The 25,960-nt window shown below is 72.2% G+C and carries 23 protein-coding genes; 5 read left to right on the forward strand and 18 right to left on the reverse strand.

Annotation, left to right across the window (positions count from 1 at the left end; all coding sequences use genetic code 11):
- Positions 1-7: 7 nt before the first annotated feature.
- From Q0963_RS12035 to Q0963_RS12050, 4 genes are read right to left on the reverse strand one after another with little or no spacing between them, the layout of a single operon-like run.
- Complete coding sequence (locus tag Q0963_RS12035; protein ID WP_299446112.1) at positions 8-2,170, reverse strand: alpha-galactosidase; 2,163 nt, start codon at positions 2,168-2,170, stop codon at positions 8-10.
- Entirely contained in the window at positions 2,167-3,093 is a 927-nt protein-coding gene (locus tag Q0963_RS12040) for a carbohydrate ABC transporter permease (protein ID WP_299446115.1), read from the reverse strand. Before Q0963_RS12040 ends, Q0963_RS12035 begins: the two co-directional genes overlap by 4 nt.
- Positions 3,090-4,025, reverse strand: coding sequence for a carbohydrate ABC transporter permease (locus Q0963_RS12045; RefSeq protein WP_299446117.1), 936 nt, complete (start codon positions 4,023-4,025; stop codon positions 3,090-3,092). Before Q0963_RS12045 ends, Q0963_RS12040 begins: the two co-directional genes overlap by 4 nt.
- Before the next feature lie 20 nt (positions 4,026-4,045).
- The gene (locus tag Q0963_RS12050) at positions 4,046-5,392 is read right to left on the reverse strand and encodes an ABC transporter substrate-binding protein (protein WP_299446119.1); all 1,347 of its coding nucleotides are present in this window, start codon (positions 5,390-5,392) and stop codon (positions 4,046-4,048) included.
- 233 nt (positions 5,393-5,625) lie between these two features.
- Here Q0963_RS12050 and Q0963_RS12055 point away from each other — a divergent pair, with 233 nt between their 5' ends.
- From Q0963_RS12055 to galT, 3 genes are read left to right on the forward strand one after another with little or no spacing between them, the layout of a single operon-like run.
- Positions 5,626-7,614, forward strand: coding sequence for a beta-galactosidase (locus Q0963_RS12055; protein WP_299446121.1), 1,989 nt, complete (start codon positions 5,626-5,628; stop codon positions 7,612-7,614).
- A 1-nt stretch (position 7,615) separates the two neighbouring features.
- The gene (locus Q0963_RS12060; protein ID WP_299446124.1) at positions 7,616-8,431 is read left to right on the forward strand and encodes a DeoR/GlpR family DNA-binding transcription regulator; all 816 of its coding nucleotides are present in this window, start codon (positions 7,616-7,618) and stop codon (positions 8,429-8,431) included.
- Positions 8,428-9,546 carry a galactose-1-phosphate uridylyltransferase gene (gene galT / locus Q0963_RS12065; protein ID WP_299446127.1) on the forward strand — a complete coding sequence of 373 codons (1,119 nt, stop codon included), beginning with the start codon at positions 8,428-8,430 and terminating at the stop codon, positions 9,544-9,546. Before Q0963_RS12060 ends, galT begins: the two co-directional genes overlap by 4 nt.
- 10 nt (positions 9,547-9,556) lie before the next feature.
- On the opposite strand, the gene Q0963_RS12070 is transcribed toward galT, so the two are convergent.
- From Q0963_RS12070 to arr, 6 genes are all read right to left on the reverse strand, one after another.
- Positions 9,557-10,294, reverse strand: a complete 738-nt coding sequence (locus Q0963_RS12070; RefSeq protein ID WP_299446130.1) for an aspartate/glutamate racemase family protein — start codon at positions 10,292-10,294, stop codon at positions 9,557-9,559.
- Complete coding sequence (locus Q0963_RS12075) at positions 10,291-11,532, reverse strand: carboxylate--amine ligase (protein WP_299446132.1); 1,242 nt, start codon at positions 11,530-11,532, stop codon at positions 10,291-10,293. The genes Q0963_RS12070 and Q0963_RS12075 overlap by 4 nt, the downstream gene beginning before the upstream one ends.
- Before the next feature lie 104 nt (positions 11,533-11,636).
- Entirely contained in the window at positions 11,637-13,322 is a 1,686-nt protein-coding gene (locus Q0963_RS12080; protein WP_299446134.1) for a phospholipase D family protein, read from the reverse strand.
- Between the two features lie 45 nt (positions 13,323-13,367).
- Positions 13,368-13,601: a hypothetical protein gene (locus Q0963_RS12085; RefSeq protein WP_299446136.1), complete on the reverse strand. Its 234-nt coding sequence runs from the start codon at positions 13,599-13,601 to the stop codon at positions 13,368-13,370.
- Between the two features lie 28 nt (positions 13,602-13,629).
- Entirely contained in the window at positions 13,630-14,829 is a 1,200-nt protein-coding gene (locus Q0963_RS12090) for a pyrophosphate--fructose-6-phosphate 1-phosphotransferase (RefSeq protein WP_299446138.1), read from the reverse strand.
- 106 nt (positions 14,830-14,935) lie between these two features.
- Entirely contained in the window at positions 14,936-15,370 is a 435-nt protein-coding gene (arr, locus tag Q0963_RS12095; protein ID WP_299446140.1) for an NAD(+)--rifampin ADP-ribosyltransferase, read from the reverse strand.
- A gap of 81 nt (positions 15,371-15,451) precedes the next feature.
- Between arr and Q0963_RS12100 the strand changes: the two genes are divergently transcribed.
- Complete coding sequence (locus tag Q0963_RS12100; RefSeq protein WP_299446143.1) at positions 15,452-17,107, forward strand: MFS transporter; 1,656 nt, start codon at positions 15,452-15,454, stop codon at positions 17,105-17,107.
- Between the two features lie 15 nt (positions 17,108-17,122).
- Here the strand turns inward: Q0963_RS12100 and Q0963_RS12105 are convergent, their stop codons facing one another.
- The 3 genes from Q0963_RS12105 to Q0963_RS12115 all read right to left on the reverse strand — a co-directional run bounded on the left by Q0963_RS12105 (position 17,123) and on the right by Q0963_RS12115 (position 20,098).
- Positions 17,123-17,632 (reverse strand): CHRD domain-containing protein, encoded by a 510-nt coding sequence (locus Q0963_RS12105; RefSeq protein WP_299446146.1) that lies wholly within the window; start codon positions 17,630-17,632, stop codon positions 17,123-17,125.
- A 109-nt stretch (positions 17,633-17,741) separates the two neighbouring features.
- Positions 17,742-18,821 carry an aspartate-semialdehyde dehydrogenase gene (locus tag Q0963_RS12110; RefSeq protein ID WP_299446149.1) on the reverse strand — a complete coding sequence of 360 codons (1,080 nt, stop codon included), beginning with the start codon at positions 18,819-18,821 and terminating at the stop codon, positions 17,742-17,744.
- A gap of 2 nt (positions 18,822-18,823) precedes the next feature.
- A complete protein-coding gene (locus tag Q0963_RS12115) occupies positions 18,824-20,098 on the reverse strand; it encodes an aspartate kinase (RefSeq protein WP_299446151.1) in 1,275 nt (424 codons plus the stop codon).
- 312 nt (positions 20,099-20,410) lie between these two features.
- On the opposite strand from Q0963_RS12115, the gene Q0963_RS12120 reads away from it, so the two are divergent.
- On the forward strand, positions 20,411-21,535 hold the full coding sequence (locus Q0963_RS12120; RefSeq protein WP_299446153.1) for an NAD(P)/FAD-dependent oxidoreductase: 1,125 nt from the start codon (positions 20,411-20,413) through the stop codon (positions 21,533-21,535).
- 62 nt (positions 21,536-21,597) lie between these two features.
- On the opposite strand, the gene Q0963_RS12125 is transcribed toward Q0963_RS12120, so the two are convergent.
- The 5 genes from Q0963_RS12125 to Q0963_RS12145 form a co-directional block, all read right to left on the reverse strand.
- Entirely contained in the window at positions 21,598-22,194 is a 597-nt protein-coding gene (locus Q0963_RS12125) for a DUF5063 domain-containing protein (protein WP_299446155.1), read from the reverse strand.
- Entirely contained in the window at positions 22,187-22,789 is a 603-nt protein-coding gene (recR, locus tag Q0963_RS12130; protein ID WP_299446157.1) for a recombination mediator RecR, read from the reverse strand. Before recR ends, Q0963_RS12125 begins: the two co-directional genes overlap by 8 nt.
- A 68-nt stretch (positions 22,790-22,857) precedes the next feature.
- Positions 22,858-23,082 (reverse strand): heavy-metal-associated domain-containing protein, encoded by a 225-nt coding sequence (locus tag Q0963_RS12135; protein WP_299446159.1) that lies wholly within the window; start codon positions 23,080-23,082, stop codon positions 22,858-22,860.
- A 56-nt stretch (positions 23,083-23,138) separates the two neighbouring features.
- Complete coding sequence (locus Q0963_RS12140) at positions 23,139-23,834, reverse strand: 1-acyl-sn-glycerol-3-phosphate acyltransferase (protein ID WP_299446161.1); 696 nt, start codon at positions 23,832-23,834, stop codon at positions 23,139-23,141.
- Positions 23,831-25,942 carry a DNA polymerase III subunit gamma and tau gene (locus tag Q0963_RS12145; RefSeq protein WP_299446163.1) on the reverse strand — a complete coding sequence of 704 codons (2,112 nt, stop codon included), beginning with the start codon at positions 25,940-25,942 and terminating at the stop codon, positions 23,831-23,833. The genes Q0963_RS12140 and Q0963_RS12145 overlap by 4 nt, the downstream gene beginning before the upstream one ends.
- Between the last annotated feature and the right edge of the window lie 18 nt (positions 25,943-25,960).

Raw genomic sequence — 25,960 nt, forward strand, 5'->3', positions numbered from 1 at the left:
CGCGGCTTCAGCCGACGGCGGTCAGGTGCAGCAGGAAGCCCTGCGCCGGGGCCAGGACCGGCAGCGGCAGCCCGACGGCGTCGAGGAAGCCCCCGGAGACGACGACTCCCTCTGCATGGGCCTGGTGGAACCAGTCCGGTCCTCGGTTCTGGACCGTCTCCGGCAGGCCGGCCTCGGACCGGACCCGCAGGAGGTAGCGGCGTCCACGGTCCAGCCCGGGGAGCGGCAGCAGTCCCGGGCTGACCCCCCGGCCGGACGCCATCTGGACGACGGTGAACACCGCCTCGGTGCGGTCTGCCGCCACCACCCCGCTCACGCTGAGCGAGGGGTCCGGGTGGTCCGAGCGCACGATGGCCCCGCTGTGCAGCAGCCGGCGCAGCTCGCGGTAGAGCCCCGCCCAGGCCCGCAACGCGTCGAGCTCGGTCTCCGAGCACTGGGAGATGTCCCACTCGAGCCCGGCATGGCCGCCGAGCGCGACGAGCATCCGCAGCGAGAGGTCGAGGTCGCGGTGCGTCGTGTGGGCTCTCGGCGGGCCGATGTGGCTGCCCATCCGTTCCGGCGCGACGAGAAGCCCGGTCCACCGTTGGATCGCGACCCGTTCGAGGGCGTCGTTGCAGTCCGAGGGCCACACCCGGTCGGTGCGCGACAGGACCCCGAGGTCGACCCGGGCGCCGCCACTGGAGCACGACTCGATCTCGAGGCGCGGGTGGCGACGTCGCAGCTCGTCGAGCAGCCGGTAGGTCGCCAGGGTCTGGGCCCGGACGGCCGGCCGGTCCACGCCGGAGCGATCGGTGCGTACGGCCTCGTGGAGGTCGCGGTTGTGGTCCCACTTGATGTAGTCGATGCCGTACTCCGAGACGAGGCCGCTCATCGCGTCGAGGACGTAGTCGAACGCCTCCGGGTTCGCCAGGTCGAGGACGTGCTGCCGGCGCGACGTCGCGGTCGGCCCCGCGACCGGACCCAGAACCCACTCGGGGTGGGCGCGCACGACATCGGAGTCGAGGTTGACCATCTCGGGTTCGAACCACAGGCCGAACTCCATCCCGAGTCCCTTGACGTGGTCGACGAGGGGGCCCAGCCCCTGGGGCCACACGGCGGCCGAGACCTGCCAGTCGCCGAGCCCCCGGGACTGGTCGCGGCGCGCGCCGAACCAGCCGTCGTCGAGGACGAAACGCTCGACCCCGACCGACGCGGCGGTGTCGGCGAGGCGAGTCAGCTGGTCCAGGTCAGTCCGGAAGTAGACGGCCTCCCAGGTGTTGAGGACCAGCGGCCTCGGGGTCCCCGCGCGGTAGTCCGGACCCGAACGCTGGTGGCGCACGAGGGCGTTGGTCACCCCGTCCAGTCCCACCGGGGACCACACGGCGACCACGTCGGGGGCCGTGTAGGTCTCCCCCGCCCCGAGCCGGACCTCCCCGGGGGCCAGCGCCTCGCCACCGCCGAGGACCGAGGTGTGGGCCCCGGCCCGCTCGGGCAGCCGCTCGACGAGGTGCTCGTGGTTGCCGCTCCACGCCACGTGGACCGACCAGACCTCGCCGTGGCGGAACCCGAAGCCGGCCTCGCCGACCGTGAGGAGCAGGGTCGCGTCGGCGCCGGTGCGGCCGCGCCGACCGGTGCGCACGAACGAGCCGTCGGTGACGCGGTGTCGCTGCGGGATCCGCTCGCGCATCCAGCGGCCGGTGAGGTCGAGCACCTCGTCGGCCCGGGTCGGCAGGGGCAGGAGCATCCGCAGGGCGGCCAGCTCCAAAGGCGGCTCGCCCGGGGACGCCGTCGAGGTCACCGTCGACGACACGGTCAGCACCCCGTGAACATCGAGGGCGTACTTCAGTTCGACGGAAGCGGCGACCGCTTCGGCATACGCCCGGACGACGCATCGCCCGCCCTCTGCACCGACGGTGGCCTCCCACCGAGGCGCCGCCGAACCCCCGGCCCGGTGGACCGCGATACCGGGAGTACCGAGCCAGCCGTCTGCCGAGGTGGGAAGCACGGTGAGGTCCCACGGGTCGTCGAGGGCGTTGTGCGCCGCCGGACCGTCCCGCACGAGGACAAGGTCGGCGAGGGCATCCTCGGACAGATCTGTGCCCCAGTGCAGGACGGCTGGGAGGGAATCGCCGTCCTGCACCAGGACCAGACACGCTCCACCGCCACGCAGGACGGTCGTGGTGGCGCTCACCCCTTGGTCGAGCCCAGCGTGAGGCCGGAGACGAACTGCTTCTGCAGCACGAAGAACACGATGAGGACGGGCAGGGCGACGATGATCGACCCGGCGGCGACCAGGTTGGTGTCGGCGAAGAACTGCCCGCGCAGGTTGTTCAGCGCGCTGGTGACCGGGAACTTCTCGCCGCGCGAGATGAGGACGGTCGCCCAGAAGAACTCGTTGTAGATCCAGGTCACCTGCAGGGTGGCCAGGGCGGCCAGGGCCGGCCGGACGAGCGGCATCGTCAGCTGCCAGTACTGGCGCCAGACACTCGCCCCGTCGAGCTCCGCGGACTCGTAGATCTCGTGCGGAAGGGTCTTCATGTAGTTGCTCAGCACGAACGCGCAGAACCCCATCTGGAACGCGGTGTTGACGAAGATCAGCGCCCAGAAGCTGTTGAGCATCGTGCCGCTCTCGCTCATGAACGTCGGCAGCGGGATCTCACGGAACATCCGGAAGACGGGGATGAGCAGGGCCTGCGGCGGGAGGAGGTTTGCCGCGAGGAAGACCCCGAGGAGGGTGAGGTTGAACCGGTAGGAGAACCGTGCCAGCACGAAGGCGACGAGCGAGGACAGGAACAGCGTCAGCGCCACCGCCGGGACCGTGATGAGCAGCGAGTTCTTGAGGTGGAGCCCGAAGTTGCCGCGGCTCCAGGCCTCCTGGTAGTTGTCCAGGGTCCACCCGCCGACGGAGAAGTACCCGTTGACCTGGGTGTAGGAGTACTCCCGGAAGGAGTTGTAGAGCGCCCACAGGAGCGGGAAGAGCCAGGCGATCGCCAGAACCAACATGATGACGGTGGCGACGGAGCCGCGGCGGCGGTTGATCACCCCGCCGCCGGGGCCACGCTCCTTGACGCGGGGCGTCCCGACGGCGGTCGGGGGGGCGGTGGTGGCGCTCATCGGCGCTCCTCCCGGAAGACGATCCGTAGGTAGATCGTGATGAACACCGACGAGATGACCATCATGATGACGGCGAGGGCAGAGCCGAAGCCGTACCGGGTGGCCTCGCCGATGACGTTCTGCGACACCAGGGCCGAGATCAGCTCGAGGCCGTTGCGGCCCTTGTTGATGATCCAGACGATGTCGAACGCCCGGAGCGACTCGATGACGACGATGACGAGCACGATGAGGTTGATCGGCCGCATCACCGGGAAGATGACGTGGAAGAACGTCTTCACCTCGCTGGCCCCGTCGACCGACGCCGCCTCGCGCAGCGACGCGTCGACGCCCTTGAGGCCGGCCAGGTAGATCAACATGATGTACCCGGTGTGCCGCCACGCCGTGGCGACGAGCACCGCCCACAGGTTGATGTCGGGGTCCCCGTACCAGTCGACGTTGGACCCGAACACCTCGTTGATCAGACCCTGGTCGGTGGAGTAGAAGAGCTGCCAGATGAAGCCGACGAGCGCCATCGAGAGCACGACCGGCAGGTAGAACGCCGTCTGGTAGAAGCGACTTCCCCACATCTCGCGGTCCAGGATCACAGCCAGCAGGATCCCGAGGGTCGTCGGCAGGACGAAGAGGAAGACGAGCCAGATGAGGTTGTGCTGGATCGCCGGCCAGAACGGTGGGTAGATGGTCGTGATGTCGGTGTAGTTCTGCGTCCCGACCCACTCCAGCGAGCTGAGCTTGAACCCGTTCCACCGGGCGAAGGACAGCGCCACCGAGGCCAGCGCCGGCAGCCAGACGAGCCAGACGACGAGGACCGTGGGGATCCCGACCATCGCCCCGATGACGAGACGGTCGCGGGTGCCTCTGCGCTTCTCGACCCGGGCCGCCCCTCGGCGCTTCTTCACCCGGGGGGCGTCCTGCGTGGGCGTGGCGGTGGTCATGATCGCTCCTCGACCCGGCGTCAGCCGAGGATCGAGGCGGCCTGCTGCTGGATGGACGTCGTGATCGAGTCGATGTTGTCGGGGTTCTTGAGGAAGTCCTGGATGGACGCGGTGATCACGGTGTTCGCCAGGTCGGCGTTGGTGTCGCGGTCGAGGAACTGCGCGATGGACTTGGCGTTCTGGACCACCTCGGCGGACTTCTTCTGCAGGGCGCCGTAGGCCTCGGTGCTCGCGTTCGAGTTGGCGGCGATGAACGGCGCGGAGGCCGAGCTGTTGGCGGCGTCGGCGGCCTCTGCCGTGCCCAGCCAGCCGATGAACGCCTTGGCCGCCTCCTCGTTGTCGGTGGCCGCCGCGACGCAGAACCCGTCGATGGGGGCGTCGAGCGCGTCGGACCCGATGCTGGCGTCGAGGGCGGGGAAGGTGAAGAAGTCGAGGTCGTCCTGGGTCTCCGCGGGGACCCCGTCGACGACGAAGGTGCCGAGCAGGTACATGCCGCACTCCTCGTTGGCCATCGACGTGGCGGCCTCCTGCCAGGTGCGCCCCAGCGCGTTCTCCTGGTGGTAGGGCAGCAGCGTCTTCCACGTCTGGAAGACGTTGCGGACCTCCGGGCTGTCCCACTTCTGCTCGCCCTTGGTCAGCTGCATGTGGAAGTCGTAGCCGTTGAGACGCATGTTGAGGATGTCGAAGGTGCCCATCGGCGCCCAGGCGTCCTTGGCCGCGAACGCGAAGGGGGTGACCTTCTTGCCCTGCATGTCCTCCATGAGCGCGTTCAGCTCGTCGAGCGAGGTGGGCTCGGCCCAGCCGTTCTTCTCGAAGACCGACTTGCGGTAGAAGACCGCCCACGGGTAGTAGCTGACCGGGACGAAGTACTGGTTGCCGTCGGGCGCGGTGGAGGCCTCCTTGAAGGCGTCACTCAGGCCGTCGATGGGCCACACGTCGCTGATGTCGGCGATGACGCCGTTCTCGGCGAACTGCGCCATCCGGTAGCCGGCGAACCACGTGAACACGTCATCCGGGGTGCCCTGCAGGTAGGTGCTGATGCTCTCCTGGAAGGTGTTGTGGTCGACCGCGTTGGCCGAGACCTCGACCCCGGCCTTCTGCGCGTAGGCGTCGGCCATCGCCTGGAGCCGCTCGTAGGCGGGACCGGAGCCCTTCGCCTCGTTCATGCCGAACTTCACCGGGCCGGGAGCGGCCGACGCACCGCCGCCACCGGACGTGGCGGTGTCGCCACCGCAGGCGGCCAGGGCGCCCGGGACGGTGAGCAGCGCGCCCGCGCCGAGGGCGCCACGCAGCAGGCTCCGGCGGTTGACCGCACTGAACGAGGCGGGGACGGTGAGGGAGGTGTCGCGCGAGGCCGGGCGTGCCATGGTGTCTCCTTTGACGAGTGGCAGGTTCTGACATATTCGATCAGAAACCAACATCTGCTTCCCCGGAGTCTGGACAGGAAGCCGCAGCGTGTCAAGACCCCGACACCAAGTTGTGACGTTGGGATCGCCGCATCCTGGGGATCAGCGGGCTATCGCACGCCATCGGACATGGGCCGCACGACAGGTGTTGGTATCTGTTGACAGATGTTCGTTTCGCGAACACACTGTCGGCCATGCGTCCATGGCCCGACGACCGCATCGCCTTCGGCGGCGACTACAACCCCGAGCAGTGGCCTCGCGGGGTCTGGGCCGACGACATGCGGCTCATGCGCGACGCGGGCGTGAGCTTCGTGACCCTCGGGGTGTTCTCGTGGTCCTGGCTCGAGCCGACCAAGGGCGAGTACGAGTTCGGCTGGCTCGACGAGATCATGACGATGCTCCACGACAACGACATCGCGGTCGACCTCGCCACGGCGACGGCCACCCCGCCGCCCTGGCTGAGCGCGGCGTACCCCGAGATCCTCCCTGTCGACCGCGAGGGCCGCGTCCGGTGGCCGGGCAGCCGCCAGGCCTGGTGCCCGTCCTCCCCGGTGTACCGCGACGCCGCCCTCGACCTCACCGACCGGATGGCCACTCGCTACCACGACCACCCGGCGCTCGCGATGTGGCACGTGTCGAACGAGTACGCCTGCCACAACCTCCCCTGCTACTGCGACACCTGCGCCGCGGGCTTCCGCCGCTGGCTCGAGCGCCGCTACGGCACCCTCGACGACCTCAACGCGGCGTGGGGCACCGCCTTCTGGAGCCAGCGCTACTCGGCGTGGGACGACGTGCTCCCCCCGCGGCTGTCCACGACCTTCGGCAACCCCACGCACGAGCTCGACTACCACCGCTTCGGCTCGGACACCCTCCTGGAGTTCTTCCTCGCCGAGAAGGAGGTCATTCGGCGGCACTCCCCCGACGTGCCGGTGACGACGAACTTCATGACGCTCAGCAGCTTCCGCCTGCTGGACTACCACGACTGGGCACCGCACCAGGACGTCGTGAGCACCGACCACTACGTCGTTGACGCGCTGGAGCACCCCCGGGCCGAGCTGTCCTTCCACGGCGACCTCACCCGGGGCCTGGCCGGAGGCGCTCCCTGGATGCTCATGGAGCAGTCGACGAGCGCCGTCAACTGGCAGCCCGTCAACCCGGCCAAGCTCCCCGGCGACACCATCCTCGACTCCCTCACCCACGTGGCCAGAGGGGCAGACGCGATCGGCTTCTTCCAGTGGCGGCAGTCGCGCGCCGGCTCCGAGAAGTTCCACTCGGCGCTCGTCCCGCACGCGGGCGAGGACTCGGACCGGTTCCGGGAGGTGTGCGAGCTGGGGGCGGTCGCCGGGCGGCTCGGCGAGCTCGTCGGCTCCCGGGTCGAGGCCGACGTGGCCCTGCTGTGGGACTACGAGGCCGAGTGGGCCGTCGCCGGTCCGTGCATGCCCTCGGCCGAGCTCGACTACGTCACCGCGGCCCACACCGTGCACCGCCTGCTGCGCGACCGCGGCGTCGTCTGCGACGTCGTGCACCCCGACACCGATCTCTCGCGCTATCGCGTCGTCGTCGTGCCGACCCTCTACCTCGTGTCCGACGCGGCGGCCGCCGCCGTCGCCGCGGCCGCCGAGGCCGGGGCCCACGTCGTCGTCACGTACTTCTCCGGCATCGCCGACGCCCACGACCACGTCCGTCTCGGCGGCTACCCCGGCGCGTTCCGTGACCTCCTCGGCGTGCGCGTCGAGGAGTTCTTCCCGCTGCGGGTCGGTGAGGTCGTCGGCCTCGAGGGCGGCGGTCAGGGCACCGTCTGGTCGGAGGACGCCCGCCTCGCGGGCGCCACCCCCGTCCTCGCCTACGCCGCCGGCCCGCTCGCCGGCCGCCCTGCCGCGGCCCGACGGGAGGTCGGCGCCGGTGTCGCCTGGTACCTCGGCACCCTGCCGGACGACGACACCCTCGCGACGCTGCTGGGCAGGGTCATGGCCGAGGCCGGCGTCGCGGCGGTCGCCGACGTCCCCGCCGGAGTCGAGGTCGTCCGCCGCAGCGGCGACTCCGGCTCCTGGGTCTTCGTCCTCAACCACACCGACGCCCCGTGCGAGGTCGCGATCTCGGGGCACGACCTCGTGACGGGTGCCGACGTCGGGCCCGTGACGACCGTCGCGCCGCGCACGGCGGCCGTGGTGAGGGAGGGCTGACATGCTCGCGAGTCAGCGCCGCGCCGCCATCCTCGCGCTCGTGGAGCAGAACGGCGCCGCCCGGGTGTCCGAGCTCGTCGAGCGGCTCGGCGTCTCCGACATGACCGTCCGACGCGACATCGAGCGCCTCGACGGGGAGGGGCTCCTCGAACGGGTCCACGGCGGCGCCGTCGCGACCCAGCCCCGCGCCGCCGACGAGCCGGGCTTCGCGGCCAAGTCGATGCTCATGACGGCCGAGAAGCAGGCGATCGCCGCGGAGGCGGCCCGCCTCGTCCACCCCGGCGCGACCATCGCCATCTCGGCCGGGACGACGACGTACGAGCTGGCGAAGGCGATCCGGTCCGTCCCCCAGCTGACGGTCGTCACCAACTCCGTGCCGGTGGCACAGCTGCTGCACGAGTCCCAGGCGGCCGGCCACGTCGTCGTCCTCACCGGCGGTGTGCGCACCCCGTCCGACGCGCTCGTCGGCCCGGTCGCGATCAACGCCCTGCGCGGGCTGCACGTCGACCGGCTCTTCCTCGGCGCGCACGGCGTCGACCGGGCGGCCGGCCTCACCACCCCCAACCTCGTCGAGGCCGAGACCAACCGGGCGCTCGTGGCGTCGAGCAGGTCCGTCTGCGTCCTGGCCGACCGGAGCAAGATCGGCATCGTCGGCCTCTCCACCTTCATGGACCTCGACGCGGTCCACACCCTCATCACCGATGCCGGCATCCCGGCACCGGCCCGGCAGGTGCTCGAGGACACCATCGAGAACGTCGTCCTCGCCGACCCCGCCACGGTCGCGAGCGCGCAGACCACCGCGGAGGAGGCGGGATGACCCTCACTCACGCGATTCGGCGGACCACCCGCACCCTGGCCGACGGCCGCGAGATCATCTACTTCGACGACACCGCCGAGGCCCCGGCCCGCACCGCCGTCGACACCCGCGAGCTGGGCCCTCGTGCCGCGGCCGGCCACCTGCGCTACGACGCCCTCGTCGGCGACTGGGTCGCGGTCGCGGGCCACCGGATGAACCGGACCTTCCTGCCCCCGAAGGACGAGTGCCCGCTGTGCCCCACGGGCCACGGCAGCGTGCCGTCCGAGGTGCCCGACGTCGACTACGACGTCGTGGTCTTCGAGAACCGCTTCCCCTCGTACGCCCCGGTCGCGCACGACGACGTCAGCGCCCCCGACTTCTTCCTGCACTCCGCGGCGGTCGGGCGCACCGAGGTCGTGTGCTTCACCAGCGACCACGAGTCCACGTTCGCCCGCCTCAGCCCGCACCGCGTCCGCACCGTCATCGACGTGTGGGCCGACCGGACGGCCGCGCTCGGTCGCAGTCCCGACATCGCCCACGTGTTCTGCTTCGAGAACCGGGGGCAGGAGATCGGCGTGACCCTGCACCACCCGCACGGCCAGATCTACGGCTACCCGTACGTGCCGGCACGCACCGCCGAGATCCTGGCCCGGGCCACCGAGCACCACGGCCGGACCGGGCGGCTGCTCGGCGCCGACCTGCTGGCCGCCGAGCGCGCCGATGGGTCCCGTGTCGTGCTCTCGGGTGAGCACTGGACCGCCTACGTCCCGTACGCGGCACGCTGGCCCGTCGAGGTCCACCTCGCCCCGCACCGGGACGTCCCCGACCTCGTCGCACTCGGGGACGCGGAGCGCGACGAGCTGGCGACCGTCTACCTCGACCTCCTCCGGCGGCTGGACCGGTACCACGTCGGCGACGGCGGGCTACCCATCGCCCTGCCGTACATCGCGGCCTGGCACCAGGCCCCGACCCGCACCGGACGCGACGTCTCGAGGCTGTTTCTCCAGGTCATGTCGGTCCTGCGGGGCCCCGGCAAGCTCAAGTACCTCGCGGGCTCCGAGAGCGCGGTCGGCGGGTGGGTCACCGACACCCGGCCCGAGACGGTCGCGGCCCGGCTGCGCGACCTGGCCGACTGACCACCGCGCGTCAGACGCGCCGCGACTCCCGCAGCCGGCCCCCGGCGCGCAGGATCGTCGCCCGGGCGAGGGAGTCGAGGGAGTCGACGATGGTCTCGTCCTCGATCCCGAGGTCGCCGCGGAGCACCGACAGCTCGGTGCACCCGAGGGCCACCGCCTGGGCGCCCTTGCCCCGGAGATGCTCGACGAGCCGGTCGAAGTCCCCGCGCGGCACCGGCCGGCCGGCCTTCACGCCGTCGTAGATGACGGCCATGACCGCGCGCTGGTCGGCGTCGTCGGGGACGACGAGCTCGAGACCGGCACGCTCCGCCGCGCGCGCGTAGGTACCGGCCGCCAGGGTGCCGTCGGTCGCGAGCACCCCGAGCCGGGTGATGCCGGGGACCGCCTCGCGCGCCGCGGCCACCGTCTCGGCGACGATGTCGAGCACCTCGATGCCGACGGCAGCCCGCATCGGCTCGACCCACACGATCGCCGTGTTGCACGGGACGGCGACGAACCGCGCCCCGGCCCGCTCGAGCGCCACCGCGTCCGCGACGAGGGCGGGCTCCGGGCTCTCGTTCTCCCCGCGGAGGAACCCCGTGCGATCCGGGATCGACCCGTGCTGCCACACGAGCAGATCGACATGGTCCTGGTCGCGGCGTGCATCGGTCAGCTCGACGACCCTGCGCAGGAAGTGCACGGTCGCGACCGGACCGAGCCCGCCGGCGACGCCGCCGGGCTGACCGTGGACCGGGTCGGCGGCAGTCATCGACGGTCCGTGAAGTGCGCCCGGAACTTGCGCACCTGGTTGACGTGGTAGGCGAGGTTGTACACCCGCCGCTTCAGGGTGAGGTCGGGGCCGTACCGGTTGGGGTCGCTGGCGCGGCCGGCCCGCATCAGCCCGAGCGCCTTGTCGCGCAGGGCCTCGTCCAGGACGTAGTGCTTGACGACGTACTTCGGGACGAAGGTGAACAGGTGCTCGCCGCGGGCGATGGTCAGGCCCTGCATCGGCTCGTGGCGCACCCAGTCGCGGACGTACCACTCGGCGACGTTGTCGCCGTTCGCGGTCACGTAGAAGTTCGAGCGGCCGAGCCGGACGTTGATCTCGAAGAACTTGTACGTCCCGTCGCGGCGGTCGTACTTGAGGTCGAAGTTGCTGAACCCCACGTAGCCGATGTGTTCGAGGAAGCGGCGCGCCTGCTCGATGACCTCGTCGATCTCGGTGGTGATGATGACGCACGGGTTGCCGATGGCCAGCGGGTGGTGCTCCTCGAGGAGGACGTGCCCCACCGACCCGAAGCGGACCTTGCCGTCCCGGTCCGAGTAGCACGTGAGCACGCGCATGTTCGTGTCGTCGCCGGGGATGAACTCCTGGAGGAGCAGGTTGCCGTCGTAGCTGCTCGCGCGCACCCGGCGCAGGGTGTCCTCGAGCTGCTCGGGGGTGTCGCAGACGAAGACCTTCTTCTTCCCCTCGAAGGACGCGTAGTGGTACCGGGCGCTGTCGGCGGGCTTGGCGACGACCGGGAAGCCGAACGGGAGGTCGCGCTCCTCCCCCGCGTCGGTCGCCATGTCGACGACGACCGTCGCCGGGTACGGCACCCCGACCTCGTCGAGGATCCCGTAGAACACGTCCTTGCGCACGACGCGGTCGAGCAGGTCGAGGTCGATGTACGGGATCGTGTACCAGGGTGCGAGGCGGTCCTTGTGCTCGATGATCATCCGGACGTACCAGTCGCCGGCGGCGACGAGCAGGAGCGCGGGGCGCCCCTCACCCCCGTGCTCGCGGCCGAGCCGCTCGAGCGTCTCGACGAAGACTCCCTCGGCCTCGAAGCCCTCGACGTACACGTGCTCGCACAGGGTCGACAGCGCGATCGGACCCCCGTCGGTCATGTTGACGACGAGCGGGCGGACCCCGTAGGCCTCGTGGAAGGTGCGCACGAGGGTGTAGGCGGTGATGTCGCCACCGAGGATGACCGGGCGGAAGTCGCTGGCGGGGGCGTCGGGCACGCGGAGGCTCCTGAGGGCGGGAACGGGGACAGCACGGGTCGGCCACCCAGAATCCCACACGGCCGGGTCCCGCCCGAATCGACGGGACGGCCGGGTCCGCCCGGTCAGCTCGGGGGGATCGGGTCGTCCCCCCGGCCCAGGACGCCGTTGGGGTCGAAGGCGTCGTACACCCGCGAGGCCCACAGCAGCTGCAGGCGCGTCAGCTCGGGCGGCCCGATCCGGCGGAGCCGACCCCGAGGCCGCTCGACACCCGGCGAGCCCGCCGCCGGCTTCCCCCGCCGCCGCCAGCGCACCGCCGTCCCCCGCATCGGAGCCCGGGGACGGGGGACGTGGACACGGCCCCGGTCGGGCCCGGAGTCCCCGTAGTAGGCGTCGAGCGCGTCGGCCGTCTCGGCCATGAGGTCCCACACCTGGTCCGGGTCGTCCGGAACGTCGTCGGGGTCGAGACCGACGTGCTCCCCGACGAGCTCACGGCGCAGCCGCAGCGTGAGCGCGTCGCGCGGGGCCGCGGCGTCACCGCCGGTCACCCGCTCGTCCTGGATCGCACACGCGATCTCGGAGTCGTTGGTCCAGGACCGCCGGTTGAAGTTGTCCGAGCCGATGCTCGCCCAGCGGTCGTCGATGATGCACACCTTGGAGTGCACGTAGACCGGGAAGCCCTGCGGGCTCGTGAGGCCGTACAACGCGACCCTGTCTCCCCCGGCCTCCAGGATCAGGTCCATCGCGAGCCGGCGACCGTACTCCTGCCCGGCTGCGGACAGCTCGCCGTCCATGTCCGGGGTGATCGGGATGACCGCGATGAGCCGGAGCTCGGGGTTGTCGCGCAGGGCGTCGCCGAAGTGCCGGCCCACGTCCTCGGACCAGAGGTACTGGTCCTCGAGGTAGATGAGGCGTCGGGCGGTCCCCACGACCTTGGCGTTGGCGAGGGCGATGCTGCGCTCCCCGTCGGGGGCGAAGTCGAACCCCTTGGTCAGCAGGTCGGGGTAGGTGCGCAGGACCTGCACCGCCTCGTGCGCGTCCTCGGGTGAGGGCGGCGGGGGGGCCTGCTCGGGCAACGGGCCGGGGTCGAGGTCCTCCCTCTGGATGAGGCTGGAGAGCAGACGACCCGGGTTGAGGGTGAGCGGGGTGGAGTCCTCCCATCGCTCCCGGAAGGTCGTCTCGATGTCGTGGACCGCCGGCCCCTGCACCGCGCAGTGCACGTCGTGCCACGCGGGCCGTGGCCCGAACACCTGCGGCATCGGGATGGTCTGCGGGTCACCCTCGTGCTCGATGGTGTCGCGCCGGCTGTGGCACAGGTCGATCCCGCCGACGTAGGCGATGTCCCGTGCGGGGTCGTCCGCGTGCCGGAGGACGACGAACTTCTGGTGGTGCGACCCGCCCGGGGCGACCCGCATGTCGCGCAGGCACTCCCCGCCCGCCTCCTCGATGGCCAGCCCGAGGTTGCGCGACTTCTCCGCGTGGAAGCCGAAGTGGCGCCAGTGCGACCGCCACAGCAGCCCCTTGACGACCACGCCCCGGCGCGCCGCCGCGACGAGCGTCGCCGACAGGGTGGAGCCGGGGTCGTCGGTCAGCCGCTCGTCCGGGTCGCCCCGCCAGTCCGCGAAGAAGAGCAGGTCGCCCTTTCCCAGGTGGCCGATCCGCTCGTGCAGCTCCGCGAAGTAGGGGGCCCCGTGGACGATCGGGCGGACCCGGTTGCCCGTGCTCCACGCGACGCCCGCGGGGTGCCGGGCATCGACCCGGGTGTCGGGGTTGGCGCGCTCCTCGGGAAGGAGGAAGAGATCCTCGAGCATCGGCTCATCCTGCCGGGTCGGGCGGCTCGGGGCGAGGGGCGCCCTTCAGATGGCGACGAGCGCGAAGACGAAGGCGAACAGCAGCGGCACCCCGAAGACGACGTCGAGGACGTGGAACGGCACCCAGTGCAGATGGGTGACCTTCCACCCGTAGTCGGCGTCGGGCCATTCCGGCGGCACCCAGGTCCGGGCCCGCCACAGCCGCTGCCCGACGAGCAGCAGTGCGTAGATGACGACGGCGACCCACCAGCCGTCGACCAGGCCCGTGGTCTCCCTCATCTGCGGGCCGGCGTCGGAGGGTTCGGGCTCATGCCTGCCCGATCGACCCCAGCAGCTCGACGAACCACGGCGCCGTGGCGTCGAAGGCCTTGCCGCCGCGGATCCGGGGGAACTCGATGGGCCGCAGCTCGTCGCCCCGCTCCTCGTCGTGCCCGATGACTCCCGGCTCGCCCCGCAGGGCGGCGTCGACGGCGAGGTCGGTGCACTCCTTGATGAGCGCGAGGTCCTGCGCGTTGGCCGGGGCGGACCGGGAGAAGTACCCGGACTTCTGGACCATCGTCTTCTCGGCGCCGAGGACCTCCGCGAACTGCTTGGCAAACCACGCGCCGGGGTTGACCTTGTCGAGCTGGACGTGGCCGAACGGGTCCTTGGGGACCTCCTGCCCGGCGGCCTCGAGCTCTGCGACCACCTCGGCCACGCCGGCGCCCTCGGACAGGAAGATGTTGACGCAGCCGACCTCGTCCATGACGGCGCGGAGACGCTCGCCCTCGCCCTTGACGTCGATGTGGCGCTCGGGCACGAAGACCGCGTGCACGTCCCAGGCCCGCGGGTCGTTGCCGATGGCGGGGACGTACTCCTGCTCGCCGACCCAGCGGTGGTACTCGGCGGCGGTGGCTGCGGTGAGCCAGCCGCAGTGCCGGCCCATCACCTCGTGGACGATGAGCATCCGGGGGTTGGAGGAGTGCTCGGCGATGATGTTCTGCGCGAAGCGGCTGCCCTGCTCGGCCGCGGTCCACGCACCGAGGGACTGGCGGATCGGGACGACGTCGTTGTCGATCGTCTTCGGCAGCCCGACGACGGTCAGCTCGTAGTCGTTCTCGTGGAGGTAGGCGGCGAGGTCGGCGGCGGTCGTGTTCGTGTCGTCGCCCCCGATGGTGTGCAGGACGTCGACCCCGTCGGCGGTGAGCCGCTCGGCCGCCACGTGCAGCGGGTCCTGGCCCTCCTGGACGAGGCCGCGCTTGACGCAGTCCGCGACGTTGGTGAGCTTGACCCTGCTGTTGCCGATCGGGCTGCCGCCGAACCGGTGCAGCAGGTGGGCCTTTTCGCGCACCTCGGAGGTGACCTCGACGTAGTCGCCCTTGAGCAGGCCCGCGTAGCCACCGAGGTAGGCGATGATCCGCACGTCGGGGGCGACCGCGGTGTACCGCTCGATGAGCCCCCCGACGGCCGAGGACAGGCACGGGGCCAGGCCTCCGGCGGTGAGCATGGCGACGGTGCGGACGGTCATGACATGGGCTCCTTCGGGGCGGGCAGCGCAGCGCCACCCATTCTCGCAAGACCCGGCCCGTTTGCGTGGCGCCGGTCACGATGGGGACACGCCGGCCGCGCTGCGCTCAGTCCTCGATGCGCGCCGCGCCCCGCCGCTTCAGCGCCTCGATCCCCTCGCGCATGGCGGTGAGCTTCGCCTCCGAATGGCCGACCCACGTCGAGAGCTCACCGACCACCCGCAGCGGCTCGCGGCTGCGGAAGGACTGCGTCGGGTTCCCGGGGAACCTCTTGTCCGTGACGTTCGGGTCGTCCTCGACGTCGCCCGTCGGCTCGACGAGGTAGATGCGTCCCCGCCCCTCGCCCGAGGCGAGCTCGGCACCCCAGACCGCGGCATCGAGGGTCGCGGTGAAGTACACGTAGTTCATCACCCGGCCCTCCTCGAAGTTCGAATGCCGGCCCGGCACGAGCAGCTCGCCCACCGCGAGGTTCGCCTTCGTGCCGTGCAGGTACACCCCGGTCTCGTACACCTCGAAGGGCACCGGCTCACGCGCGTCGCTCACGCGCCGAATCTATCGGCGTCCACGGCCGCAGGAGTACGGTGCGAAGGTGGTCCGCCGGCCGGCTCACCGGACGGGTCCGTGGTGACCCGCCGACCCGGCACGTCCGAACGTCGTGCCCTCGCGGCCGCGATGACCAGGCCGGTCATGCGGCGGGCCCAGGTCGCCTCCCTCGCCGCCTGGACCGCCGAAGGCGCCTTCCTCACCGCGCTCGCGGTCTACGCGTACCAGCAGGGCGGCGCCGCCGAGGTCGGACTGATCGGCTTCCTGCGCTTGCTGCCCGCCGGAGTGGCCCTGCCCTTCGGCTCGCTCCTCGTGGACCGGGTCCCGCGGCAACGGGTCCTCGTGCTGAGCAGCGCCGTGCGCACCATCGCCCTCCTGGGCGTCACCCTCGGCGCGCTCCTGGGAACGCCCTCGCCACCGGTGTACGTCGGTGTCGTGCTCGCCACCCTCGCCTTCGTCGTCTTCCGCCCGGCGCACGTGGCCCTCCTGCCGTCGTTGTGCACCACACCGGCGGAGCTCACCGGTGCCAACGCGACCCGCAGCCTGCTCGACGGCGTGGCCGCTCTGCTGGGCCCCGTTCTCGCCGGGGCCGCGCTCGCGGCGCAGGGCCCCGGCGTCGGGTTCGCCGTGGCCACCGCGTGCACCGCCGTGGCCACCTGGCAGCTGGTCGGCATCCGGGTGGAGGTTCCGGAGCTGGAGACCCCGCCGCCCGCCCGCGTGACCAGGGACCTGGTGGACGGGTGGCGGGCACTGGCCGGCGACGGGCGGATCCGCCTGCTGGTGGGCATCGGGGCGGCCCAGGTGGCGGTCCGTGGCGCCCTGAACGTCCTCGCGGTGGTGGTCGTCATCGACCTGCTCGCCCTGGACGAGGGTGCGGTCGGTCTGCTCTGGGCGGCGTTCGGCGCGGGTGCCCTGCTCGGCGCATCCGCGACCTTCCGGCTGGCGGGCAGCCCCCGGATGGCCGTGTTCTTCGGCGTCGGGATGGCCACGTGGGGCCTGCCGCTCGCTGTCGTCGCCGCGACCTCGTCCTGGCTCCTGACCCTCGCCCTGCTCGCGGTGGTCGGCGTCGGCAACGCCCTCGTCGACGTCACCGCCTTCACGCTGATCCAACGGCTGACCCCCGACCGGGTGCTGGGGCGCGTCCTGGGCGCCGCCGAGATGCTGTGGACCCTGGCGATGGCCCTCGGGTCACTGGGCGCGCCGCTGCTGGTCGACCTGTTCGGGGTCCGCGGCGCCCTGCTCGCCCTCGGCCTCGCCCTCGCCGGGCTCCCCCTCCTGCTCTCACCCGGGCTGCGGGGTGTCGACCGCGACGTCCAGGTGCGGACCCACGAGGTGGAGCTGCTGCAGCGGGTCTCCATCCTGCGGCCGCTGCCGGTGCCGGTCATCGAGCAGCTCGCGACCCGCGCCGTGCCGCGCCTGGTGCCGGCAGGCGACCGGGTCTTCGGCCAGGGGGAGGCCGGGGACGACTACTACGTCATCGTCGACGGCCGGGCCCGGGTCAGCGTCGACGGCGAGTACCGCCGTGACCTGGGGCCCGGGGACGGGTTCGGCGAGATCGCCCTGCTGCGCCCGGTGCCGCGCACGGCCACCGTCGATGCCGACACCGAGCTCGACCTGCGCGCGCTGAGCGGCGCGGCGTTCATCCGCGCGGTCGGGGGCTACCGGCCCAGCGCCGAGGCGGCCGACGAGGTCATCCGCCGCTGGCAGCCGCCGGGCGCCGACCCTGCCGGGGGGTGAGGGCGAGCCTCGTGGTCAGCCGATCTGGCCGCGGATCTCACCACCGGCGAGGTCGCCCGGGCCCGTGTTCGTCGGGGCCACGCCGTCGTTGGTGTGCACGTTGACGTACGTGTTCCCGGCAGCCATGGTCGCGGCGAGCACCGACAGGTCGGAGCCGGCGAGCGGGCCGACGAGGTCGGCAGCCGTGATCGTGCCGGTCGCCAGGACGCCGTTGACGGCGCCGCCGCCCGCCGCGGCGTTGCCGTAGAGGAAGGCGACGACCGGCCCGTTGGCGCCCTCGGGCGCGACGTGGATGTGGGCCGCAACGACGTTGTCGATGTTCGCGACGATGAGCCGGTACCTGAGCTCGGTACCGTCGGCGGACAGCTGGAACACGGCCGCTCCGCGGCCCTTGCTCTCGTTCGCCGGCACCTCCTGCCCGGCGCTGAGCCGCGCGGTGAATGTGGTGGCGGCGTGGGCGGGCCCGACGAGTCCGAGACTCATCAGGGCCAGGACCAGCACCGCGACGAGACGCTTGCCGTTCATCACGGCCTCCCGTTCGGTCTGCCGGGTGTCGGGGTGAGCACCCGCCTCCGGCCATGGTCGACCCGGCCCCGTGGGGTGTCAATGCCGAGCGCTGCGGCAGGGCTTCGCGTCAGAGGGTGCGCCCGACGAGCTCGGCGGTCTGGAGCATGTTGAGCGCGGCGCCCTTGCGCAGGTTGTCACCGCACACGAAGAGGTCGAGGGTGGTCGGGGCGTCCGGGGCCTGGCGGATCCGGCCGACGAAGCGGGGGTCGGCGCCGACGACGTCGTTGGGAGTAGGGAACTCGGGCTCGTCGGGGTCGTCGAGGACGACGACGTCGGGAGCCTCGACCAGGGCCTGCCGGGCGTCCTCGACCTTGATGCGTTGGGCGAAGGTGGCGTGCACCGTCACCGAGTGGGAGGAGATGACCGGCACCCGTACGCACGTCGCCGAGACGGGCAGGTGCGGCAGGTCGAGGATCTTGCGTGTCTCCTCGCGGACCTTGACCTCCTCGGACGTCCACCCGTCGCCGACGTGGTGCCCGACGAACGGGACGAGGTTGAGCGCCAGCGGCGCCGGGAACGGCGAGTCGAGGCCGAGCTCGTGCTCGACGAGGCGGCGCACGTCGCCGGGCCGGGTGCCGAGCTCGCGGTCGCCGTGGACGACGTCGAGCTCGTCGTGCAGCCGGGCCATGCCCGTCCGCCCCAGACCGGAGGCCGCCTGGAGGGTCGTGACGACGAGGCTTGTCAGCTCCCAGCCGCCGTGGAGGACGGCGAGCACGTCGATCATCGTCATCACCGTGGCGCCCGGGTTGGCGATGATGCCCCGCGGCCGGTCCGCGACCTTGTGCGGGTTGACCTCCGGCACGACGAGCGGGACCTCGGGTTCGGTGCGGAAGACCGTGCTGTTGTCGATGCAGACGACCCCGCGCGCGGCGGCGAGCTCGACCCACTCGCGGGCGATCCCGGTCGGGATGTCGAAGATCGCGACGTCGATCCCGTCGAAGAACTCGGCACTGACGGCCTCGACCGTCACCTCCTCGTCACCGATGCGCAGGACGCTGCCCACATCCTCGGTCCCGGCCGCGACCCGGAGCCGGCCCCAGCGGTGCCGCCGCATCGGGAGGATCTGGAGCACGACCCGGCCGACCGCACCGGTCGCTCCGATGATCCCGAGGCTGGGTGCGGGGTCGAGCGGCTGGTTGGGCGCCATCGTCAGCGGCCGGTGCCCCCGTAGACGACGGCCTCCCCGTCGGTGGAGTCGAGACCGAAGGCGCTGTGGACGGCGCGGACCGCGTCGTCGAGCAGCTCGTCCCGGGTGATGACCGAGATCCGGATCTCGGAGGTCGAGATCATCTCGATGTTGACCCCGGCCTGCGCGAGCGCGCTGAAGAAGGTGGCCGAGACGCCGGGGTTGGAGCGCATGCCGGCGCCGACGAGGCTGAGCTTGCCGATCTGGTCGTCGTACTGCACCTGCGTGAAGCCGACCTCGGACTGGATCTTCTGCAGCGCCTGGACGGCGGTCGGGCCGTCGCTCTTGGGCAGCGTGAAGGAGATGTCGGTGAGGCCGGTCTCGGTTGCCGACACGTTCTGCACGATCATGTCGATGTTGATCTCGGCCGCGGCGACGGACTCGAAGATCTTGGCAGCCATGCCGGTGCGGTCGGGGACGCCGACGACGGTGACCTTGGCCTCGCTGCGATCGTGGGCGACGCCGGCGATGATCGGGGCTTCCACGGGAACTCCTTCGGGGGCGGGCTGGTCGGTGACGGTGGTCCCGATCTTCTGCGAGAACGAGGACCGGACGTGGATGGGGATGTCGAAGCGGCGGGCGTACTCGACGCTGCGCAGGTGCAGGACCTTGGAGCCGCAGGCGGCGAGCTCGAGCATCTCCTCGGCCGAGATGCGGTCGATCTTGCGGGCCGTCGGGACGATGCGCGGGTCGGCGGTGAACACCCCGTCGACGTCGGTGTAGATCTCGCAGACGCTCGCCTCGAGCGCCGCGGCCAGCGCGACGGCGGTGGTGTCGGTGCCGCCCCGCCCGAGCGTCGTGATCTCCTTGGTGTCCTGGCTGACGCCCTGGAACCCCGCGACGATGACGACGTGCCCCTTGCCGAGCGCCTCGGTGATGCGGCCGGGGGTGACGTCGATGATCTTGGCCTTGCCGTGGACGCTGTCGGTGATGACGCCGGCCTGGCTGCCGGTGAACGAGCGCGCGGTGTGGCCGAGGTCGGTGATGGCCATGGCCACGAGGGCCATCGAGATGCGCTCGCCGGCCGTCATGAGCATGTCGAGCTCGCGAGGGGGCGGCAGGGGGCTGACGTCCTGGGCCAGGTCGAGCAGCTCGTCGGTGGTGTCCCCCATCGCCGAGACCGCCACGACGACGTCGTTGCCGGCCTTCTTCGTCTCCGAGATGCGCTTGGCGACGCGCTTGATGCTCTCGGCGTCGGCGAGCGAGGAGCCGCCGTACTTCTGGACGACGATGGGCACGCTGGTCTCCGGGTGGGTGGGTCCGCTGGGGTCGCCCCAACTGTAGCCAGCGGTCCACAGGGCGGACCTCACGGCCACATCGCGGAAGCCTGCCGCGTCCGGCACCCACCCTCGGTCCGCCCCCACATCGACCAATAGGTCACCTCAGGTACACCGGCCCCGGACCCCGGCCCGTACCTGGCGTGACCTATTGGTCGAATCCGGGACGTCGGGTCGGACGTTCCCGTACCTGGCGTGACCTATTGGTCGAAGCAGGTACATCTGGGATGGTCGCGGCCCACACCGGCCCCGGTGCGGCGTAGCGTCGGTGCCATGTCGATCGTCATCGTCGGAGCCGGGCTCGCGGGAGCCACCGCCGCCACCGAGCTGAGGGACCAGGGATACGAGGGGCCTGTGGTGCTCGTCGGGTCCGAGGAGCACGCCCCGTACGAGCGCCCGCCGCTCTCGAAGGGGTACCTCCTCGGTAACGACCCGTTCGAGAAGGCACTCGTCCATCCGCTCGAGTGGTACGCCGAGCACGACGTCGACCTGCGTCTCGGGGTCACCGCGACCGGCCTCGACACCGACAGCCGCACCCTGTCGACCACCGGCGGCGATTTCACCTACGACCAGCTGCTCCTGGCGACGGGGGCGGAGCCGCGGACGCTGCCCCTCGCCGACTCGGCCGACGTGCCGGTCGCCTACCTCCGCACGGTGGAGGACAGCGACCGCCTCAAGTCCGCATTCGGCGAGGGCGCCCGGATCGTCGTCGTCGGCGCCGGCTGGATCGGCCTCGAGGCGGCCGCCGCGGCCCGGTCCGCGGGGTCGGACGTGACGGTGTTCGAGATGGAGGAGCTGCCGCTGCTGCGGGTCCTCGGCCCGACCGTCGCGGCCGTCTTCGCCGACCTGCACCGCGAGCACGGCGTCGACCTCCGCCTCGGCACCGAGGTGACGCCTGTCGATCTCGAGGGCGCCGACCTCGTCGTCGTCGGCATCGGGGTCACCCCTCGGGTCGACCTGGCCCGCTCGGGCGGGCTCGACGTCGACAACGGGGTGCTCGTCGACGCCCGGCTGCGGACCTCCGTGCCGTCGGTCTACGCCGTCGGCGACATCGCGAACCACGCGCACCCGCGGCTCGGCCGTCGGATCCGGGTCGAGCACTGGGACACCGCGATCAAGCAGGCCAAGGTCGCCGCCCACAACCTCGCCGGGGCCGACGAGGAGTACGCCGAGCCGCCCTACTTCTTCACCGACCAGTACGACCTCGGGATGGAGTACGTAGGCAGCGCCGGCGCCGATGACGAGGTCGTCATCCAGGGCAGCCTGGCGGACAAGCAGTTCCGCGCCTTCTGGCGGCGCGACGGTGCTGTCATCGCCGCGATGCACGTCAACGACTGGGACGCGGGCGACACGATCAAGGAGGCCGTCCGGTCCGGGAAGCTCCCCGACCCCGCCTGACCCCGTGCCATGCGACCGGCCCGCACTGACGAGGCGGCGGCCGCTGTCAGCCCGGCAGGGCCTCAGGGATGGAGCGCGTCGAACTCCGCCTCGGCGACGGTCTCCTCGTCGGCGTCGAGACGCACATGCGCGAGGAGGGTCTGGACGACCCGCAGCGCGGACGCCGCCCGCTCCCCCCAGTGCGAGAGGTAGCTGAACTGCCACCACCACAGGGCCTCCAACGGCCGGCCGGCGGCGTGGTGGGCCAGCCCGTGGGCGAGCGCCGCCGCCACCTCGACGAGGTCGTTGGACACCGACCCCACGGCGAGCTCGGGGCTCGTGAGCGGGTCGGCCACGTCGGCGTACTCGTCGAGTCCCTCGAAGAGGTTGGCGAGGCTCTGCTGCAGCGGGGCGAGCTCGGGGTCGGGGGCGTCCGGCTCGAAGCGCTCCTCGGGCACCACGTCCTGGACGGCGCCGAGCCGTGCCCCGGCGACGAGGATGTCCGACAGAGCGAGGAGGAGCATCGGCAGCGACGCCTCAGGTGCGGCCCCGGCGGCGATGTGGCGGATGGTGGTCAGGTAGGTCCGGGCATCGTCCGCGGTGTCGCGCGCGAGTGCAGCCCAGTCGGCGGCGACGGCGGCCTGCTCGGCCGCGGCGTCCGTCAGGGAGGTGTCAGGCATCGAGGAGCCTCCGCCCCTCGAAGGCCCGCCCGAGGGTCACCTCGTCGGCGTACTCGAGGTCGCCGCCGACGGGGAGGCCGGAGGCCAGTCGGGTGACCCGGGGCACGCCGACGTCGCGCAGCATCCGCGACAGGTAGCTCGCAGTGGCCTCACCTTCGAGGTTCGGGTCGGTGGCGATGATGACCTCGGTGACGCTGGTGTCGGCGAGACGGGTCAGCAGCTCGCGCACCCGCAGGTCCTGCGGGCCGATGCCGTCGATGGGGCTGATGGCGCCGCCCAGCACGTGGTAGGTGCCCCGGAACTCGCGGGTGCGCTCGATGGCGACGACGTCCTTGGGCTCCTCGACGACACAGATCGCCGTCCTGTCGCGGCGCGGGTCGGCACAGATGCGGCAGCGCTCGGCCTCCGCGACGTTGAAGCACACCTCGCAGAAGCGGACCCGGGCCTTGACCTCGGCCAGCGCGTGGGTGAGCCGCTCGACGTCGGCGGGGTCGGCCTGGAGCAGGTGGAAGGCGATGCGCTGGGCGCTCTTGGGACCGACGCCCGGCAGCCTGCCGAGCTCGTCGATGAGGTCCTGGACCGCGCCTTCGTACACACCTCGAGCGTACGGCCTCCGCACCCCCCGCGACGGCTCCGCCGCCCGGGCGGTGGAAGTCGGGGAGGTCAGGGGTGGACGAGCACGTAGCTGCCGGCCTCGTCGAGCGCTGCCGCGACCTGCTCGTCGCTGAGGTGGTGCTCGGTCGTCACGGTGATGGTCGAGGCGCCGTCGACCAGGACCTCGACGTCGACGTCGTGCACGCCCGGCACGGCCAGGAGCTCCTCCTTCACCGCGTGCGCACAGTGGCCGCAGGTGAGCCCGGTGGCGTGGAACTGCTGGGTCGTGGCCATGGGGGGTCCTTCCGTCGCGTGTAGGGGTACCTCCCCCCAGTATCTCCGGCGGCCGCTCAGATGCCGACGGCGGCCCCCGTGGACCCCGGTGGCAGCTCGTTGTGGACCTCGGCCCGCTCCTGCCCGCTGAGGTCGGCGATGGCGTCCATCACGGCGTCGGTGAGCAGGCGCCGGGCCTTGCCCGCGGGCAGGTCGGCGTAGGGCTCGGGGCTGATGGGCCGCCCGAAGGAGACCCGGACCTTCGCGGGCCGGGGGAAGCTGCTGCCCACGGGCTGGACCTCGTCCGTCCCGACGAGCCCGACGGGGACGACGGGGACACCCGCGGTGAGCGCGAGCCACGCCACTCCGGTCCGGCCCTTGTAGAGCCGGCCGTCCCGCGAGCGGGTGCCCTCGGGGTAGATGCCGAAGGCCCGGCCGGCGCGCAGCACGGCCAACGCCGCGTCGAGGGACTCCTGCGCCGCCCGGGACGAGTGCCGGTCGACGGGGATGGCCCCGATGGCGTGGAAGAACTCCCGCCGGACGGCACCGCCGAGACCCGGACCCGTGAAGTAGTCGGACTTCGCGAGGAAGCTGACGGGGCGCGGCGCGACGATGGGGATCGCGAAGGAGTCGATGAACGAGAGGTGGTTGCTCGCGAGGAGGACCCCGCCCGACCGGGGCACGTGCTCGCGCCCGGTGACGGTGGGGCGCCAGATGAGCTTGGCGGCGGGCGCGACGGCCAGGTGGCCGACGCGGTACGCCGCACGGCTCATCGCTGTTCCTCGCTGATGACCGTGCCGCCGAGGATGCGCTCGACGACGGGCACCCCCACGTCGGTGAGGTCGTCGATCGACTCGTCGTCGTGGCTGATGGCGGTGTCGTCGACGACGTGCTCGACGCGGACCTGCTCCTGTTCGGCCTCCTGGGCGACCGCGGCGCGGGCCTGCTCGAGCGGGCTGGCCCAGGCCGGGGCGGAGCCCGGCGGCGGGGCGTCGGACCAGCTCGGCGCGGCGGCCCGGGGCGGTTGCGCCCCTGAACCGGCAACGGGGCCGTCCGGGCTCGCGGGCCCCGGGTCATCGGGGGCGTCCACGGGCGGCGCCTCGTCGCGCACCGGGCGGGACGCCGGGGCGGGCTGCTCGGGAGGGGTGGCGGGCGGGCCGTCGCCTGGAACGCCCTCGACTCGGGCGTCGACACCGAGGACGTCGATCAGTGCCTGGCGGACGTACTCGGCGTGCGCGCCGCGGCGGAAGGTGTCGGCGAGGCCGACGGTGGAGATCGACAGGACGACCCGCGAGCCGTCGTACTCGGCGATCTGCGCGTTCTGCGACACGAAGGTCCAGGTGACCCGCTTGTGGCGGCTCAGCCACTCGAGGACGTCCGGCCACGAGCGGCGCAGGGCGTCGGTGTCGATCCCGCCCGGGCCGCGGGCGACCGGGGCGTCGGGCACAGGCGCGGGGGCGGGCGCCGCGGAGGCGCGCGTCGGCTCGGGAGCCGGCGCGGGATCGGGCTCGGCCGGACGCGGGGGCGGCGCCTCGGGCTCGCCGGGGGCAGCGGCGACCGGGGCCGGCCCGGCGGTGGCGGGCTCCGGCTCACGCGTCGGGGCGGGTGCCGCGACGGGAGCTGGAGCCGCAGGCGCAGGCGCAGGCGCAGCGGGAGCGACGGGTGCCGCGGCCGGGCGCGGCTGGGGGGCAGCGGCGCCGGCGGCCGAGGTGGGGACCCCACCGACGTCGAGGCGCCGCTCGAGCCGGTCGAGGCGGGCCGCGTAGCCGGCCTCGCCGGCCGCGCCCGGCAGGAGGATGCGGGCCGCGATGAGCTCGAGCTGGAGCCGGGGCGCGGTGGCGCCGGTCATCTCGGTGAGCCCGGCGTTGACGATGTCGGCGGCACGCGAGAGCGCCCCCGCCCCGAAGGTGGCGGACTGGCGGCGCATCCGCTCGATCTGGTCCTCGGGGAGGTGCCGCAGCACCTGCCCGGCGCCCTCCTGGACGGCCTGGACCACGATGAGGTCGCGCAGCCGCTCGAGGAGGTCCTCGACGAACCGACGCGGGTCGAGGCCGGTCTCGACGACCCGGTCGATGGCGCGGAAGACGGCCGCGGCGTCGCCGGCCGAGAGGGCCTCGATGGTCGCGTCGAGGAGCTCTGCGTCGGTGAACCCGAGCAGCGCCGCCGCCGACTCGTAGGTGAGGCCGGCATCGCCCGAGCCCGCCATGAGCTGGTCGAGGACCGAGAGGGAGTCACGGACCGAGCCGCCCCCGGCCCGGACGACGAACGAGAGGACCCCCGGCGCCACCTGCATCCCCTCCAGCCGGCACAGCTCCTCCATGTAGCTCTGGAGGCGGGCCGGAGGGACGAGCCGGAACGGGTAGTGGTGGGTGCGCGAGCGGATCGTGCCGATGACCTTCTCGGGCTCGGTCGTCGCGAAGACGAACTTCACGTGCTCGGGCGGCTCCTCGACGATCTTGAGGAGGGCGTTGAAGCCCTGCGGCGTCACCATGTGCGCCTCGTCGATGATGTAGATCTTGTAGCGGCTCTGCGCGGGCCCGTACGAGGCGCGTTCGCGCAGGTCGCGGGCGTCGTCGACGCCACCGTGGCTCGCGGCGTCGATCTCGATGACGTCGACGGTGCCGGACCCGCCGCGGGCCAGCGCGACGCACGAGTCGCACGTGCCGCACGGCTCGGGGGTGGGGCCCTGCGCGCAGTTGAGGCAGCGGGCGAGGATGCGCGCGCTGGTCGTCTTGCCGCAGCCGCGGGGGCCCGAGAAGAGGTAGGCGTGCCCGACCCGCCCGGTGCGCAGCGCCTGCATGAGCGGCTCGGTGACGTGCTCCTGCCCGATGACGTCGGCGAACGTCTCGGGTCGGTAGCGGCGGTACAAGGCGGTGCTCATCCCCCGACCCTAGTGCCG

The sequence above is a fragment of the uncultured Phycicoccus sp. genome, assembly GCF_947495705.1.
GTDB lineage: Bacteria > Actinomycetota > Actinomycetes > Actinomycetales > Dermatophilaceae > Phycicoccus.